15 protein-coding genes are annotated in these 15,925 nt (G+C 71.7%); 3 read left to right on the top strand and 12 right to left on the bottom strand.

Going from position 1 to position 15,925, the window contains the following annotated elements; translation table 11 throughout:
- Genes ACQ86L_RS17365 through ACQ86L_RS17355 form a run of 3 tightly spaced genes read right to left on the bottom strand, consistent with a single transcriptional unit; the run spans window position 1 to window position 2,065 of the window.
- On the bottom strand, window positions 1-1,185 hold the full coding sequence (locus tag ACQ86L_RS17365) for a UDP-N-acetylmuramate dehydrogenase (RefSeq protein ID WP_434318917.1): 1,185 nt from the start codon (window positions 1,183-1,185) through the stop codon (window positions 1-3).
- Window positions 1,186-1,193: 8 nt separating this feature from the next.
- Entirely contained in the window at window positions 1,194-1,619 is a 426-nt protein-coding gene (locus ACQ86L_RS17360; RefSeq protein ID WP_434316532.1) for a MaoC family dehydratase, read from the bottom strand.
- Window positions 1,619-2,065, bottom strand: a complete 447-nt coding sequence (locus ACQ86L_RS17355) for an FAS1-like dehydratase domain-containing protein (RefSeq protein WP_345837138.1) — start codon at window positions 2,063-2,065, stop codon at window positions 1,619-1,621. Before ACQ86L_RS17355 ends, ACQ86L_RS17360 begins: the two co-directional genes overlap by 1 nt.
- 443 nt (window positions 2,066-2,508) lie before the next feature.
- On the opposite strand from ACQ86L_RS17355, the gene ACQ86L_RS17350 reads away from it, so the two are divergent.
- Entirely contained in the window at window positions 2,509-3,432 is a 924-nt protein-coding gene (locus ACQ86L_RS17350) for a Ppx/GppA phosphatase family protein (RefSeq protein WP_434316531.1), read from the top strand.
- A gap of 10 nt (window positions 3,433-3,442) precedes the next feature.
- Here the strand turns inward: ACQ86L_RS17350 and ACQ86L_RS17345 are convergent, their stop codons facing one another.
- Window positions 3,443-4,138: a TetR/AcrR family transcriptional regulator gene (locus ACQ86L_RS17345; RefSeq protein ID WP_434316530.1), complete on the bottom strand. Its 696-nt coding sequence runs from the start codon at window positions 4,136-4,138 to the stop codon at window positions 3,443-3,445.
- A gap of 113 nt (window positions 4,139-4,251) precedes the next feature.
- On the opposite strand from ACQ86L_RS17345, the gene ACQ86L_RS17340 reads away from it, so the two are divergent.
- Window positions 4,252-4,977, top strand: a complete 726-nt coding sequence (locus tag ACQ86L_RS17340) for a DUF4386 domain-containing protein (protein ID WP_434316529.1) — start codon at window positions 4,252-4,254, stop codon at window positions 4,975-4,977.
- 103 nt (window positions 4,978-5,080) lie between these two features.
- Here ACQ86L_RS17340 and ACQ86L_RS17335 read toward each other — a convergent pair whose 3' ends face one another.
- From ACQ86L_RS17335 to ACQ86L_RS17310, 6 genes are all read right to left on the bottom strand, one after another.
- Window positions 5,081-6,484, bottom strand: coding sequence for an LLM class flavin-dependent oxidoreductase (locus ACQ86L_RS17335; RefSeq protein WP_434316528.1), 1,404 nt, complete (start codon window positions 6,482-6,484; stop codon window positions 5,081-5,083).
- Complete coding sequence (locus ACQ86L_RS17330) at window positions 6,481-8,214, bottom strand: dipeptide ABC transporter ATP-binding protein (RefSeq protein ID WP_434316527.1); 1,734 nt, start codon at window positions 8,212-8,214, stop codon at window positions 6,481-6,483. The genes ACQ86L_RS17335 and ACQ86L_RS17330 overlap by 4 nt, the downstream gene beginning before the upstream one ends.
- Window positions 8,211-9,080 carry an ABC transporter permease gene (locus tag ACQ86L_RS17325; protein WP_434316526.1) on the bottom strand — a complete coding sequence of 290 codons (870 nt, stop codon included), beginning with the start codon at window positions 9,078-9,080 and terminating at the stop codon, window positions 8,211-8,213. The genes ACQ86L_RS17330 and ACQ86L_RS17325 overlap by 4 nt, the downstream gene beginning before the upstream one ends.
- On the bottom strand, window positions 9,077-10,087 hold the full coding sequence (locus tag ACQ86L_RS17320) for an ABC transporter permease (RefSeq protein ID WP_434316525.1): 1,011 nt from the start codon (window positions 10,085-10,087) through the stop codon (window positions 9,077-9,079). The genes ACQ86L_RS17325 and ACQ86L_RS17320 overlap by 4 nt, the downstream gene beginning before the upstream one ends.
- A 4-nt stretch (window positions 10,088-10,091) precedes the next feature.
- A complete protein-coding gene (locus ACQ86L_RS17315) occupies window positions 10,092-11,729 on the bottom strand; it encodes an ABC transporter substrate-binding protein (RefSeq protein ID WP_434316524.1) in 1,638 nt (545 codons plus the stop codon).
- A gap of 234 nt (window positions 11,730-11,963) precedes the next feature.
- The gene (locus tag ACQ86L_RS17310) at window positions 11,964-12,143 is read right to left on the bottom strand and encodes a hypothetical protein (RefSeq protein WP_434316523.1); all 180 of its coding nucleotides are present in this window, start codon (window positions 12,141-12,143) and stop codon (window positions 11,964-11,966) included.
- Window positions 12,144-12,299: 156 nt separating this feature from the next.
- On the opposite strand from ACQ86L_RS17310, the gene ACQ86L_RS17305 reads away from it, so the two are divergent.
- On the top strand, window positions 12,300-13,547 hold the full coding sequence (locus tag ACQ86L_RS17305; RefSeq protein WP_434316522.1) for a phospholipase D-like domain-containing protein: 1,248 nt from the start codon (window positions 12,300-12,302) through the stop codon (window positions 13,545-13,547).
- A 114-nt stretch (window positions 13,548-13,661) separates the two neighbouring features.
- On the opposite strand, the gene ACQ86L_RS17300 is transcribed toward ACQ86L_RS17305, so the two are convergent.
- Complete coding sequence (locus ACQ86L_RS17300; RefSeq protein WP_434316521.1) at window positions 13,662-14,192, bottom strand: GIY-YIG nuclease family protein; 531 nt, start codon at window positions 14,190-14,192, stop codon at window positions 13,662-13,664.
- A 131-nt stretch (window positions 14,193-14,323) separates the two neighbouring features.
- Window positions 14,324-15,880, bottom strand: coding sequence for an MFS transporter (locus ACQ86L_RS17295; protein ID WP_434316520.1), 1,557 nt, complete (start codon window positions 15,878-15,880; stop codon window positions 14,324-14,326).
- Window positions 15,881-15,925: the final 45 nt, after the last annotated feature.

Raw genomic sequence — 15,925 nt, 5'->3', positions numbered from 1 at the left:
TCACAGCGTCAGCCCGACCAGGATCGGCTCCGGGCGCAGCAGCACCCCGAACTCCGCCTGGACCCGGGCCTGGATGAAGGAGGCGAGCTGGCCGATGTCCGCCGCGCTCGCGTGGCCGCGGTTGACGATCGCGAGCGTGTGCTTGGAGGAGATGCCGGCGCCCGATCCCGGAAGGGAGAACCCCCGGCGGATTCCGGCGTTCTCGATCAGCCAGGCGGCCGAGAGCTTGACGTCGTACGGGCCGTCGGCGAGCGGCGGGATGTCCAGCGGGTGCACGCCGCCGGGCGGGAGACCGATCACGACGTCCGGCTCCGGAGGCGTGACGGGCCAGCGGGGGGCGTTCGCCGGCAGGCCGCGCGCGAACGACTCCGACACGATCGGGTTGGTGAAGAAGCTTCCCGCGCTGACCGAGTCCGGGTCGGCCGGGTCGAGCACCATCCCCTTCGAGGCGCGCAGCGCGAGCACGGCGCGGCGGAGCTCGGCAACCGGCACGCGCGACCCGAGCGGCACGCCGAGCGAGTCGGCGAGCTGTGCGTAGGCGACCGGGGCGCTGAGCGGCGCGCCGACGCCGCCGGGGACCGAGTTGTCCGCCAGCTCCAAGTCCACCGTGAGCACCACGCCCAGCAGGCCGCGCTTCAGTACGGAGGTGCGATATCCCAGCTCCAGGTCCGCGCTCGACAGGCGCCGGACCTCCCCGGTGCTCGCGTCGAGGAAGTCGATGCCGAGCAGCGCCGACTCGAGCTCCTGGCCGTACGCGCCGATGTTCTGCACCGGAGCCGCGCCGGTCGATCCGGGGATTCCGGACAGCGCCTCGATGCCGGACCAGCCATTGCGGACGGTCAGCGCGACGACGTCGTCCCAGGGCTCGCCGGCCTGCACCCGCAGGCGCACGCGGCCCTCCGGCGCATCGAGGCGCTCGACGCCGCGGGTCACCACGCGGATCACCGTGCCCTCGAAACCCTCGTCGCTCGCGACCGTGTTGGAGCCGCCGCCGAGCAGCAGCCAGTCCTCGCCCGACGCCCAGACCTCCCGGGCGGCCGCGACGAGCGCGTCGGTGTCGGCCGGGGCGATCAGCATCTCCGGGATGCCGCCCACGCGCATGGTCGTCAGCTCCGACAGGGGCGTCGCGGACGGCTCGTCGCCGGTCCACTCGTCGCCGGGGGTCACTCCGTCGCTCGGGGTCATCTCGTCGTTCACGCGAGCGAGACGCGGACCTGCGCCTTGCCGAGCACGGTCTCGGAGTTGAAGGTCGTCGTGAGGTCGATGCGCGCGACCCGGGCCTCCGTGTCGAGCTGGCCGACCTTGGCCGTGACCTGCACGCTCGCGCCCTCCGCCGGGTCCACGACCACCGGGCGGGTGAAGCGAACTTGGTAGTCCACGACACGCGCCGGGTCGCCGGCCCAGTCGACCACCGGCTGGACGGCGAGACCCATCGTCAGCATCCCGTGGGCGATCACCCCGGGAAGGCCCACCGAGGTCGCGACGTCGTCGCGGTAGTGGATCGGGTTGAAGTCACCGGAGGCGCCCGCGTAGCGGACGAGAGCGTCGCGGCTGAGGTCGAACGAGCGCTCGGCGACGACGTCGCCGACGGTCAGGGCGTCGAAATCGGGGGCGGCCATCACTCGTCTCCTCGCACGACCAGGGTGGAAACGGAGGTGACGACGTGATCGCCGGCGCCGTCCACGATCACGGACTCGGCGGTGACCATGCTGTGCGCGCCGAGCGACTTGACCGCGGTGACGGTCAGCGTCGCCGTCAGCTCATCGCCCGCGATCACCGGGCGCGAGAAGGTGAACCGCTGGTCGCCGTGGACGACGCGGCTGAAGTCGATGCCCGCCTCCGGGTCGGCGAGGAGCTGGTCGAGCGTGAGCTGCTGCACCACGACCGGGAAGGTGGGCGGCGCGACGAGGTCGGCGTGGCCCGCGGCCTGCGCTGCCGCCACGTCGAAGCTGATCGGATCCGTCGCGAGCACGGCGGCGGCGAACTCGCGCACCTTCTCACGGCCGACGAGATACGGAGGGGTGGGCGGGAAACTGCGGCCCACGAGCTCTGGATTCACTGGCACCCGACGATTCTACGCAAGCGCCCCGCGCCCCCTCGCAAAGGAGGACCCCGGCGCACTCGGCGCCGGGGTCCTCGAAGCTGTCGTCAGCGGACTACTGGCAGCTGTCGCACTGCAGCAGGTCCATCGGGTCGACCGGAACCGCATAGCCGCCGACAGTGTCGTTTTCGTAGTCCATGATGGCCTCCCCAGAAATCTTGTCACTCGCGTGTCTCGCGGTGTTTACCCACTATATAACCCGAATGACACGATTGTCATTCCACTACATGTAGTGTTTGGACGATTTTTTCGGGACCTCTTCCGATACCCCCGAGAATACGCGGGACCACCGACAGACCCACCTCCGAACTGGGTACATCGACACGGCGTGTCGCCCTCCCGGAGCCGCGTTTCGCACCCCGGAGGCGCGTGTCGCGACCGGCCTGTCTGCCCACTACTGTCTGACTATGCGACTCGGAGTCCTCGATGTGGGATCGAACACCGTCCACCTGCTCGTCGTCGACGCGCACCCGGGCGCCCGCCCCCTCCCGGCGGCCACGCACAAGTCCGTGCTGCGGCTCATGCGCTACATCACCGAGGACGGCTCGATCAGCGCCGAGGGCGAGACGGCGATCCTGGAGGCGATCCGGTCGGCGGTGGAGGTCGGCCGCGCCGAGGGCATCGAGGAGCTGCTGCCGTTCGCGACCTCGGCGATCCGGGAGGCCGCCAACGGCCCCGCGATCCTGGCCCGCATCCTGGACGAGACGGGCGTCGACCTCCAGGTGCTCTCCGGCGAGGACGAGGCGCGGCTGACGTTCCTCGCCGTGCGCCGCTGGTCGGGGTGGTCGGCCGGCTCCATCCTCCTGATGGACATCGGCGGCGGCTCGCTCGAGATCGCCGAGGGCGTCGACGAGTACCCCGACACCGCCGTCTCGCTGCCGCTGGGCGCGGGCCGCAGCACCATCGGCTTCCTGCACCAGGACCCGCCGACCGCCGACCAGGTCACCGCCCTCCGCGACCACGCCAGGGCCACGCTCGCCGACGCGGTCGGGCGCTTCACCGACCGTGGGTCCGCGCACGTGATCGGCACCTCCAAGACCATCCGCTCGCTCGCCCGGCTGGCCGGTTCGACCGCGAGCGGCCCCGGCGGGACCGAGCGCAGCCTCCTGCGCCGCTCGGAGCTCGCGGACTGGGTGCCGCGCCTGGCGCAGCTCACGGCCGACGCCCGCACCGCGCTGCCGGGGATCACGGCGGACCGGACCTTCCAGATCGTCGCGGGCGGGGTGGTGCTGCGGGAGGCGATGCGCGCGTTCGACGTCCCGGTGCTCGAGGTCTGCCCGTGGGCGCTGCGCGAGGGGATCATCCTCCGCTACCTCGACCACCTCGACTGAGGGGTGTCGATCAGGGCTGGAGCCGTTCGATGCCCTCGAGGATGAGGTCGAGGCCGGTGGCGAACTCCTCGTCGTAGTCGTAGCCCTCCCGGGTCAGCTCGGCCACGACCTCCAGGAGGTACGGGAAGCGGAGGGCGACCTCCGGCGGCACGGTCTCGCCTTTCGCGGCGGCGGCCTCCCCCGACTCCTCCGGGGTGTCGAACGGGAGGGTCTTCTCCTGCAGGGCGAAGCCGTAGACGTAGGCGTCGAGCACCGAGGTGGCGTGCACGGTCGCGCGGAACGAGAACCCCGCCTCCCGGAGGCAGCCCATCATCGCGTTGTGCGCGGCGAGGTTGGCAAGGCCAGGACGCATGCGCGACTCCATCAGGCCGACGGCCCAGGGGTGGCGGCGCAGCGCTTCCCGGAGCGAGACGGCCCGGGCGCGCATGGCGGCGTGCCATGGGACGGTGGGGGCTGCGGTGCTCCCGGCCTCGGCGGCGACGCCACGAATCGCCGGTGGCTCGACCTCCGCCCAGACCAGGTCGACCATCCCGTCGATCAGCTCGTCCTTGTTGGCGACGTGCTTGTAGAGAGCCATCGGGACGACGCCGAGCTCGGCGGCGAGGGCGCGCATCGACAGGGCATCGAGGCCGGCGGCGTCGGCGCGGGCGAGAGCGCTGGCCAGCACGGTGTCGCTGGTGAGGCGCGGGCGCGGTGGTTGCGGCATCGGCGGCTCCTCGGTCGACGGGTATTGACAAGGTGTACGCCGTACACCTATCGTTCGTGGTGTACACCGTACACCTATCATCCTAGGTCACTTCCACCCGATCCGAGGCCACCATGACAACCACATCGACACCCGTCGTCGCAGCGGATTCCGCCGCCGACCGGCGACGCTCGCTCACCGCGGGCGTGCTCTTCCTCGTCACCTTCGTGTCCGCCATCGCCGGCGTCCTGCTCTACGCGCCGGTGCTGGACGACCCGCACTACGTGCTCGGCGCCGGCGCCGACGTGCGCGTGCTGTCCGGCATCCTCTGCGAGGCGGTGCTCATCGCCGCCAACCTCGGCACCGCGCTCGCGCTCTTCCCCGTCCTCCGCCGCCGCGCCGAGGGCCTCGCACTCGGCTACGTCGTCGCCCGGGTGATGGAGTGCGTGTTCATCGCGGTCGGGATGCTGTGCCTGCTCACCGTCGTGACCCTCCGCCAGCACGCGGCGTCGTTCGGAGACCCGGGCGCGTTGACCGCGTCCGCGCAGACGTTGGTCGCGCTACGGAACTGGACGTTCCTCCTCGGCCCCGGCTTCGTCGCGGGGCTCGGCAACGGCGTCCTCCTCGGCTGGCTGCTGCTTCGCACCGGGCTGGTGCCGCGGCCGATGGCAGTGGTCGGGATGGTCGGCGGGTCGCTCGTCGCGCTGTCCGGGATCGGCGTGCTGTTCGGGCTGTGGAGCCAGGGGTCGCCGGTGTCGGCGGTGGCGACGCTGCCGGAGATCGTGTGGGAGGGGTTCCTGGGTGTGTACCTCGCGTTCCTGGGGTTCCGGGCGGGTGCGGAGGTTCGCGGGGCGGTGTGACGCCGACTGATGGCAGCCACGCCGAGGGGCACGTTGTCGCCCCTAAAAGTGACATTTAAGGGCGTTTACGTGCCCCTCAACGAGCCTGCGCGGGTCAGCGCGGTCAGCGCGTCGCGGCCGCCTCCTCCTCCCGCAGGTTCGCCCCGCCCCGGTACCGCGTCGCAGGGTGCCGCTCCGGCAGCCGGTTGCGGCCGTCCCCGAACAGCCGCTCCCGCAGGGTTCCCGACCGCTCCCCCTCCTGCGGCAGCCGGCCCCGGCGGCGCAGCTCCGGGATGACGAGCTCGGCGAAGTCGCGGGCCGTCTCGAACGAGTGGTACTGGCGGAGGTTGATGCCGTCGAGGCCGTCCTCGTCCAGCCAGCGCTCGATTTCGTCCGCCACCGTCTTCGGGTCGCCGACCACCAGGAAGCGGTCGTCGCGGCCGTTCTTGATGAAGTCCAGGGCCTGGCCCACCGTGCGATCCAGCGGGAGGAAGGGCACCCGCTCGGCCGGGAACTCTGCCCGCGCCAGCGCCTCCCGCACGGTGATGTCGCGCGGGAAGGCCGTCAGATCCACGGGGAGGCTGCTGTGGGCGAGGATGCCGTCGAGGCTGGAGTGCTGCTGGTACAGCCTCCACTTGTCCTCGGCCTCCTCGATCGTGCGGCCGACGATCACGCCCGCCATCGCGATGAACTTCACGTCGTCGCGCTGCCGGTCGTGGCGCTCGGCGGCGTCGCGCATCCCGTCGGCGTTGCGGCGGAACTCGTCGCTCGTGCGGCCGCCGGTGAAGACGACCTCCGCGTGCCGGCCGGCGAACTCGATCCCCGCCGGCGAACCGGTCGCCTGGAACAGCACCGGCGTGCGCTGCGGCGACGGGTGCACGATGTGCGGGCCCGCCACCCGGTGCCGCTCGCCGACGTGGTCGATGTACCGCACCTTCGACGGGTCGGTGAACACGCCGGCCGCGCGGTCGGCGATGACGGCGTCGTCGTCCCAGGAGCCCTCCCAGAGCTTGTAGAGCACGTCCAGGTACTCCTCCGCGCGGCGGTAGCGCTCGTCGTGCGGCACCTCGTCGTCCAGCCCGAAGTTGCGGGCGGCGTTCGGGAGGTAGGAGGTCACGATGTTCCACCCGATCCGGCCCTTGGTGAGGTGGTCGAGGGTCGACATCCGGCGGGCGAAGGCGAACGGCGGCTCGTACGTGGTCGAGAACGTCACGCCGAAGCCGAGCCGGTCGGTGACGGCCGCCATCGCCGGGACGAGCAGCAGCGGGTCGAGGTTCGGGCTCTGCAGGCCCTCCCGCAGCGCGGTCTCGGGGCCGCCGCGGAAGACGTCGTACGCGCCGATCACGTCGGCGAGGAAGATCCCGTCGAAGCCGCCGTGCTCCAGCAGCTGCGCGAGCTCCAGCCAGTAGTCGAGGTCGGCGAAGCGCTCGCGGTTGTTGCCCGGCAGCGGCCACAGGCCGTGCGTGATGTGGCTCACGCACGCCATCTCGAACAGGTTGACGAAGAGCTGCTTGGGTTCGGTGGTCATGCGACGCCTTCCGGGTTGCTGCGGGTGACGCCGGCCGGGGCGAACTCCGGGACCGCGGCGATCAGGTCACGAGTGTACGGCTGCTGCGGGCGCTCGAAGACGTCCTCGGCCGTCCCCTCCTCCACGACCCGGCCGTCCTTCATCACGAGCACCCGGTCGCTCAGGTGGCTGATGACGCCGAGGTCGTGCGAGATGAAGAGGTAGGCGACGCCGGACTCCCGCTGCAGCGCGACGAGGAGGTCGAGGATCTGCGCCTGAATGGTGACGTCCAGCGCCGAGACGGCCTCGTCGAGCACGATCACGTCGGGCCGCGGGGCGAGGGCGCGCGCGATGGCGACGCGCTGGCGCTGGCCGCCGGAGAGGCGGAGCGGGAAGCGCGGAAGCACCTCCACGCCCAGGCCGACCTGGCCGAGCAGCTCGTGCACGCGGGCGTCACGTGCGGCTGGGTCGGTGAAGCTCTCCGAGCGGAGGGCGTCGAGCAGGATGCGCTCCACGGTCCAGCGCGGGTCGAACGAGCTCAGCGGGTCCTGGTAGACGACCGAGATGCGGCGGCGCAGGGCGCGACGGCGCGACTCGGGCAGCGCCGACCACTCCTGGCCGAGGAGGCGCACGTCGCCGCCGTCGAGCTGTTCGAGACCGAGCGCGAGCTTGGCGGTCGTGCTCTTGCCGGATCCGGACTCCCCCACGATGCCGAGCGTCTCGCCGGCGCGGAGGGTGAAGGAGACGCCGTCGACCGCCCGGGTGACGGTGCCGTCGGAGGTGTGGAAGCGCTTGACCAGCCCGCGCGCCTCCAGCACCGGTTCGCCGAGGGGCGGCCGGGGTGACGGAGCGGGTGAGCCGGGGGTGAGCGCGCGTCCTCGGGTCGCTTCGCCGGGGACCGCGGCGATGAGCGCGCGGGTGTACGCGTGCTCTGGCGCGGCGAGCACCTGCTCGGCCGGCCCCTGCTCCAGCACGTCGCCGCCGCGCATGACGAGGAGGTGGTCGGCCAGGCGGGCGACGACGGACAGGTCGTGGCTGATCAGGATGAGGGAGGCGCCGCGTTCCTTCCTGGCCTCCAGCTGGGCGAGCACCTGGGCCTGCACGGTGACGTCCAGCGCTGTGGTCGGCTCGTCGGCGATCACGATGTCCGGGTCGAGCGCGATCGCGGAGGCGATGAGCGCGCGCTGCCGGAGGCCGCCGGAGAGCTGGTCGGGACGCTGCCGCGCACGGACGGCGGGGTTCGGGACGCCGACGCGCTCCAGGAGCTCCCGCACGCGGGCCTTCCGTGCGGCGCGGTTCCCCCAGCCGTGCAGCCGCAGAGCCTCGGCGATCTCCGCGCCGACCGGACGCAGCGGGTCGAGGGAGACGAGGGCGTCCTGCAGGACGAAGCCGACGTCCCGGCCGCGGACGCGACGCCACTGCCGCGGGGTGAAAGCGCGGGCGTCCTCGTGGTGAAGCTCGAGCAGGTCGGCCTCCACGGTGGCGTTGCGTCCGGCGAGCCCGACCAGGCTGCGCGCGGTGACGGACTTGCCGGAGCCGGACTCGCCGACGATCGCGACGCACTGGCCGGGGAGGAGGTCGAAGGAGACGCCCGCGACGATGGGCCGGTGGATGCCGTCCACGGTGAAACCGGTGCGGAGGTTGCGGACGCGGAGGCGTGCGGCGGGCCAATCCACGCCGGCGAAATCGCCTGTGGTGTCGACGTCGGTGGTGGGACGGTCAGCGGTGGTGCTCTGCTCGGCGATGCTCACGATCGTTCCCCTTTCTCCAGGCGCGCCTGGATGTGCCGCCCGATGGTGGTCGCGGCCAGCGCGACCGCGACGATGACGAGGCCCGGGATGACGACCAGCCACCAGGCCGTGGTGAGGTAGGCGCGGCCCGCGTCGAGCAGCGCGCCCCACTCGGACGCGGGCGGGGCGACGCCCAGCCCGAGGAACGACAGGCTCGACGCCCACACGATCGACTGCCCGATCGACAGCGCGAACACCGCGATCAGCGGGCGCAGCGCGTTCGGGAGGATGTGCGCGCGCACGATCCGCCAGCGCGAGTGCCCGAGCGCGGTCGCGGCCTCCACGTACGCCGAGTTCCGCGCGCCGAGGATCTGGCCGCGGATCATCCGGGCGTAACCCGGCGCCGTGCCGACGCCGACGGCCAAGACCTGTGTGGCCGCGCTCGGGCCGGCGATCGCGATGAGCAGCAGCGCGAGCAGCAGCGCGGGGAACGCGAACAGGATCTCCACGAGCCGGTCGATCACGACGGCGACCGGCTTGACTCCCAACGCCGCGAGCGTGCCGAGGATCAGCGCCAGTCCGATGCTCACGGCCGCGGCGCCCACCCCGATGGTGAGGGAGTCGCGGGCGCCCCACACGATGCGCGTGTAGAGGTCACGTCCGGATTCATCCGTGCCGAACGGGTGAGCCCAGCTCGGCGGCTGGAGGGCTGCGGAGTAGTCGACGGCGGTGGGCAGGTGAGTGGTGAGGAGTTGCGGGGCGAGGACGGAGACGAGCAGCAGTGCGGCGAAGGCTACCGCGAAGTAGAGGCCCCACGGCGCGCGGGTGAGGCGCGTCGCGGTCGACCGTGCGGCACGCTGCTTCGAGGGTGAGACGACGGAGGTCATGACAGCTCCAATCGGGGGTCGATCACCGTGTAGACGACGTCCACGATGAGGTTCGCCGCCACGTAGACCACGGCGACGAGGGTGACGATGCCGGTGACGACCGGCAGGTCCTGGGAGTTGACCGCAGTGACCAGCACGGAGCCGATGCCGGGCCGCGAGAAGATCGACTCCACGATCACCGCACCCGAGAGCGTCGCGCCGAGCGCCCAGCCCGAGAGGGTGACCGCGGGGATGACGGCGTGCCGGAGGACGTGCCGCAGCCGGATGCCCCACTCCCCCATCCCGCGCATCCGCGCCGAGAGCACGAAGGGCTGGTCGAGCGAGCGCTCGAACTCGGTGCGGACGCTCTGCGCCATGAACCCGGCCAGTGGGATGGCGAGCGTCAGCGCCGGCAGCACGATCCCGTTCGGCGACGAGCCGCTGATGATCGGGAACCAGCGCAGGCCGAGGCCGAACACCAGCAGCAGGATGATGCCCAGCCAGTAGGCCGGGAGGCCGGCGGTGACGACGTCCACGGTCGAGCCGAGCGCGCCGATCCGCGAACCGCGTCCGGCGGTGAGGGTGACCCAGACGACCATGATCACCCAGGCCAGGGCGATCGCCGTCAGCGAGAGGGTGACGGTGCTGCCGAGCTGTTCGCCGATGATCGCGGTGACCGGGCGATACTGCTGGTACGACGTCCCGAAGTCACCGGCGACCAGCCCGCGCAGGTAGTCGAGGTACTGGAGGATGACCGGGCGGGTGAGGCCGTACTGGGCGCGGATCTGCTCCAGCTCGGCCGGGGTGCGCAGCTGCACCTGTCCGGCGCGGATGTTGAGGATGGTCGTCGCCCGGTCGCCGGGGAGGGCGAGCTGGGCGAAGAACGCCACCGTCGCCGCGCCCCAGAGGACCACGACGGCCGCGCCGGCTTTCCTCAGGAGGGTGAAGGCGACGGCCCGGCCGCGCCGGGGGCGGACGGTCGTGATGACCGCCGCGCCGCCGGGTGCGGCCTCCGCGTCTGCGAGCACCGGCTCACTTGGTGAGATACGCGTCATAGAACGTCGGTCCTCCCTGTGCGTGCTCCTGCCAGACGTCGTGGAGCTTGGGCGAGACGGCGAGCGTGCTCAGCCGGTCGTAGACGCCGATGGACAGCGCGTGCTGCGCGATGTAGTCCTGCGCCTTCTGGTAGTCGGCGTTCTGCTGCTCGACGGTCGGCGCCGAGTTGCCGTCGAGGATGTACTGCGCGAGCACCGGGTCGTTGGTGAAGCTGCTGTTGCTGTAGTTCGGGTGGTCGGCGGTGGAGGGCCTCCAGTTGATGTAGAGGATGCCCGCCGTGACGCTCGTCCAGTAGCCGGCCTGGAGGTCGTAGGCGTCCAGCCCGGAGTACTTGCCGGAGAAGAACTCGCTCTGCGGCACGGGGATGAGCTTCACGTCGAAGCCGACCTTGCTCGCCTGCTCCTTCACCCCCTGCAGGATGGCGGCGCCGTCGGCGTTGATGATCGAGCCGGCGCCGTAGGGCAGCCGCACGGTCAGCGGCTGACCGTTCTTCACCCGCACGCCGTCGGAGTTCTTCTGGCTCCAGCCCGCGGCGTCGAGGAGGGCGTCCGCCTTCTTCACGTCCTGCGTGTACCAGTTCGCGGCCTTGGTGCTGTAACCCGGCGTCGCCTGACTGACGCCGCCATTACCCTCGGACGGGATGACTCCGCGGCCGATCGTGTTCACGATCTGCGGACGGCCGAGGCTGTACGCGAACGCCTGACGCACCTGCTCGTCGGTGAACGGTCCCTTCGCGGTGTTGAACGAGATCTGCTGCGGCCGGCCGGGGGTCACGAACTTCTCGAGCTGGTAGCCGCCGGCCTTCAGCACGCTCCACTGCACGGAGGGGACGTCGTAGATCGCGTCCACCTGGCCGCCCTGCAGCGCGGCGACGCGGGTGGTCGGGTCGGCGACGAACTTCCAGTCGATCGTGTCGACGTAGGCCGGGCCGGTGTGCTTCGCGTTCGCGGGCGGGGAGGTGTACGCCTTGTTCTTCTTCAGGATGATGTCCTGGCCGCGGTTCCACTTGTCGACGGTGAACGCGCCGGAGCCGATCGGGGCCTCGCAGTTCTGCTCCTTGGTGCGGGTCTGGAGCGCGTGCTGCGACTGGATGCCGAAGTACCCCTGCGTGAGGTTGTCGGCCAGGCGCGGGTACGGGTGCGACAGGTCGATCTGGAGGGTCTGGTCGTCGATCGCCTTGGCGTCCTTGTAGTAGCCGTCCAGCCAGACTTTGGCGGTGCTGTTGCCGCCGTTCACCCAGTAGTCGAAGTTGTAGGCGACGGCCGCCGCGGTGAGCGGAGTGCCATCCGTGAACTTCACCCCTCTCTTCAGGGTGAAGGTCCAGGTGAGGCCGTCGCTGGACTGCTTCCACGCGGTGGCGAGCCACGGCACGACCTTGTGGTTCTCGTCGAGCGAGGTGAGGTTGTCGAGCACCTGGTAGGAGAGGTAGGCCTGCTCGATCCAGCCGCCGAACACGCAGGCGGGCTCCTGCTGGTGGGCGTAGACGATGGTGCCGCCGTCGACCTTCTGGCCGCCGGTCGCGGCGTCGGAGGCGCCGGCGCACGCGGCGAGCGCCAGCACTCCGGTGAGCGCGACGGCGGCGCCGGCGAGGGTGCGGAGGGAACGGGAACGCATGTGGACTCCTGGGTTACGGGTGCGGGACGGGATGTCGCCCAGGATGCGGGCGAACCGCAAGCGCGGTCGAGCCGGCGTGACTCCGTGTTTCGCGGGTGAAACACCCCGTCATGGAAGCTGGCGCGACAGGGGGTGGCACCGGTATCGGCCGGGCTCGTAGGCTCCAGCTGACATCCCCGCCTCGCGAACGGAGGACGCGATGAGGACGACCGGAACCAGCGGCGCGCTGTCGGCTCAGGCGATCGCCGGCAACGACGTCGTGCTGATCGGGATCGACCACGACCAGGCGGCGATGCCGGGCGTCCACGGCTTCGGCATCGAGCGGCTCGACCACACCGAGGGCGAGCACCGCTGGCTCCCGAACCGGCTCCGCTTCACCGGCGCCCCCGCCGGGACCTGGACGAGCGACGTCAACCCGCTGCAGACCTTCCTCTGGGGCGACTACACGGCGAAGGAGGGCCACGACTACACGTACATCGTGCACAGCATGACGGGCACGGCGGGGCAGCCGCTGACCTCCGCGGACTCCGTCACGCTGGCCGTCTCGACCGGGCAGCCCGCGCAGCAGGGGTGTGGTTCAACCGCGGGGTCATCTCGTCGCAGGCGTACGCGGAGCGGTTCCAGAACCGCCTGCCCGCCGACGTCCCGGGCGACGCCGCATGGAAGTGGCTCTCGCGCGGGCTGCAGGAGGCCATCCTCGCGTTCATCGGCCGGGCGCAGGACGCGGGCTGGGAGTTGCACGGCAGCTTCTACGAGTTCCAGCTGCCCGCGGTGCTGCAGGCGTTCGGCGTCGCGGACCAGGCGGGCGCCTCCGTGAACCTGATCGTCGACGACGGCAACCCCAAGAACCACGACGCCGTCAGCGCGGCGGGCATCGACGGCCTGGTGAAGCTCTGGCGCGCCAACGCCAAGATCCCGCACAACAAGTTCGTCGTCGCGTCGCACGACGGAGCGCCCGTCGCGGTGTGGACCGGCTCGACCAACATCACGACCAACGGGGTGTTCGGGCAGTCCAACGTCGGGCACTCCATCGACGATCCGGGGATCGCCGCCGCCTACCTCGCCTACTGGACGCAGCTGCTGGACGATCCGCCGTACAGCACGCTGAACGACTGGGTGGACGCCAACGACGCGCTGCCCGACCCGTGGCCGGCGGGTGTGTCCGTGGTGTTCAGCCCGCACACCCGCAGCACCGCCCTCGATCGTTATGCGGCCCTGTTCGACGGGGCGGCGACGATCGCGTGCGGGACGTTCCCCTTCACGCTCGACTCCCGGTTCGGCGACGCGCTGCCGGGCGCCCACGACGCCCTCCGCTACCTGCTGTTCGAGGACCCGAAGGCCGCCGCGAAGGCGAGCGCGGTGGTCACCGACCCCAGCACGACGATCGTCGCCGGGGCGTTTCTGCCCGCCGGCGCGCTGGCGGGATTCGCTCCGGAGTTGCAGAACCCCTTCTCCAACAACGTGGAGTACGTGCACAGCAAGTACCTGCTGATCGACCCGCTCGGCGACGACCCGGTCGTGGTGACGGGCTCGGCGAACTTCAGCGTGGCCTCCACCACGGGCAACGACGAGAACATGCTCGTCCTCCGCGGGGACGCGGCCGTCGCCGAGCTCTACTTCACCGAGTTCATGCGGCTGTTCGACCACTACCGATTCCGGTACTCGCTGTCCCTCGCGCCGCACGATCCGACGCCGGGCCCGCAGAGCGGGGTGGAGGCCGCGGTCGGGCTCGACCCGACGGACGGGTGGTGGGCGAAGTACTACGACCAACCCGGCCGGGCGCGGCAGCGGGAGGTGCTGGCGGGGACTGCGCACTGAGGCCGCAGTCCTCCGGCGGCCGCGGAGTGGCCACTGGAGGAGTTCTCGCACTGCTGAGCCTCGGTCTCCTCCGTTCGCTGCGCTCGGGCGGTCTGCCGGAGTTGATCTCCTCCGTCAGTGCCGCGCCGCCGCCTCGCTGCGCCAGCGTGCGAGCAGCAGCCACGGGTCCTCGCCCTGCAGCGCCGCGACGTGCGCGAGGAGCCCGTCATCCGTCTCGAACCACTCCGTCCCGGGGATGCGCAGCGCGGCGAACTCGACATGCCGCCGATGCTCCAGGGTGCGGTCGCCGCGCTCGAAGGCGAGCACCTCGTCGTGCGGGAGGCTCGCGAACCGCTGCGCCGGGTTCGCCGTGGTGCCGATCTTGATGCGGTCGCGGTAGCGCAGGTAGTAGACGACGTCCACTCGCGAGGCGGCCGCGCCCTCCGGCGCCGTCTCACCCACGCGCCACTCGCAGACCGCGCACAGCCAGCCGGACGGGTATCGCACACCGAGCCGGGAGCCGCAGAACGTGCACGGCGACGGCAGCAGGTCGGTCTGGCCGAACTCGCCCTCCACCCACTCGTGCGCCTCCAGGAGGTGCGCGAGGCACAGCGGGAGCGGCGCCCCGGGATGGGCGGGCGCCCCGCACAGCGCGCACTCGGTCACGCCGCGACGCTACCGCGCGCCGCCGACAGCGGCGGTAACGGAGGAGACCGGGGCCCGGTGCCGCGGACTCTCCTCCGTTAGCTGCGTTCTCGAGGTCGCGGCGGGTGGATCTCCTCCGTTACCGACGGGGCCTAGGCCGCCGAGACGGTGGCCTCGGCCGGGAGGTCGGCCTCCACCTTCTCCACCAGGCGCGCCATCTCGGCCGCCTCGGCGGAGGACGCAGCGGCGGCGCGGAGCGGCTCCGCGACGCGGCCCGCGGCCAGCTCTGCCCCGGGCAGCCCGGCCGCGGCCGGCGCTTCCGCGCGCTGCGCCGTCCGCGACCGGATCACGAACGCCGCCGCCACCGTCACCACGGCCGCGCCGAACGCCAGCACGCCCGCCGTCGCGAACCCTTCCGTGTAGCCGGTCTCGGCCGGGAGGCCGCCGGCGCCGAGGGTCCCGGTGACGAGCGCCGTCATCACGGCGGCGCCGATGGCGGAGCCGACCGTGCGGAGGTTGGCGTTCATCCCGCTCGCCACGCCCGTCTGCGTGGCCGGCACGCTCTGCACGACCACGCTCGTGATCGCGGCGTAGATGAGTCCGAGGCCGACGCCGAACACCCCGGACGCGGTGGCGACGGCGAGCAGCGAGCCGTGCAGGAAGGCCAGCGACAGGCTCGCCGCGGCCATGACGGTCGCCGCGATCACGATCTGGGTGCGGAAGCCGAGCCAGCGCTCCAGCGGTCCGCTCAGGAAACCGGTCACGGCCATCGTCACGAGCATGGGCAGCATCAGCAGCCCGGACTCCGCGACCGTCGCGCCCAGGCCGTACCCGGTGGAGACCGGGGTCTGCACGAAGCGCGGGAAGAAGGCGAACACCGCGAACATCGCGGCTCCGATGAAGACCGCGGCGGCGTTCATCGACCAGACGCCCGGCTCGCGCATGAGCCGCATGTCCACCAGCGGGTGCCGGGAGCGCAGCTCCACGGCCACCCAGGCGGCGAGCAGGACGGCGGCGAGCGCGAACAGGCCGATCACGACCGGCGACGACCAGCCCCACTGCGCGCCCGTGCTGAGCGGCAGCAGGAGGGCGATCAGCCATCCCGAAAGCAGGACCGCAGCCCACGGGTTGACGCCTCCGGTCGCGCGGGTGGGCGACTCGGGGACGATCACCAGGGCGAGCACCGCGGCGGTCACGGTGAGGGCGACCGGCACGAGGAACAGACCGCGCCAGCTCAGGGCCGCGGCGAGCGGACCGGCCAGCACGGTGCCGAGGCCGCTGCCGATCGCGATGATCGAGGCGATCGCGCCGATGGCGGACGGGAGGCGGTGCGCCGGGAACTCGTCCCGGATGATGCCGAACGCGAGCGGGAACATCGCCCCGCCGAGACCCTGGACGACGCGGCCGGCGATAAGCACCCCGATGGAGGGCGCGACGGCGGCGATCACGCTGCCGAGCGCCACGGCGAGCAGCGCGAGCACGAAGATGCGGCGCTTGCCGACCAGGTCGCCGACGCGCCCGAGCAGGGGCGTGGCGACGGCGGCGGCGATCAGCCACGCGGTCATGGTCCAGGTGACGCCGGCGGTGGTGGTGTGGAGGTCCTGCTGGATGACCGGCAGGACGGGGACGACGAGCGACTGGAGCGTCGCGAAGGAGGCCACGCTCAACGCCAGGACGGCGAAGGTGGCGGACGGGCGGGATCGAGACATAGGTACGGTCTTTCCGTTTCTCGAAGGAGGCCGACGTGTGGTCGA

Origin of the sequence: Leifsonia sp. P73, assembly GCF_051059105.1 — a bacterium.
GTDB lineage: Bacteria > Actinomycetota > Actinomycetes > Actinomycetales > Microbacteriaceae > Leifsonia.
The sequence above is the reverse complement of the archived record's forward strand: the minus strand, read 5'-3'. Positions and strand labels throughout refer to the sequence as shown.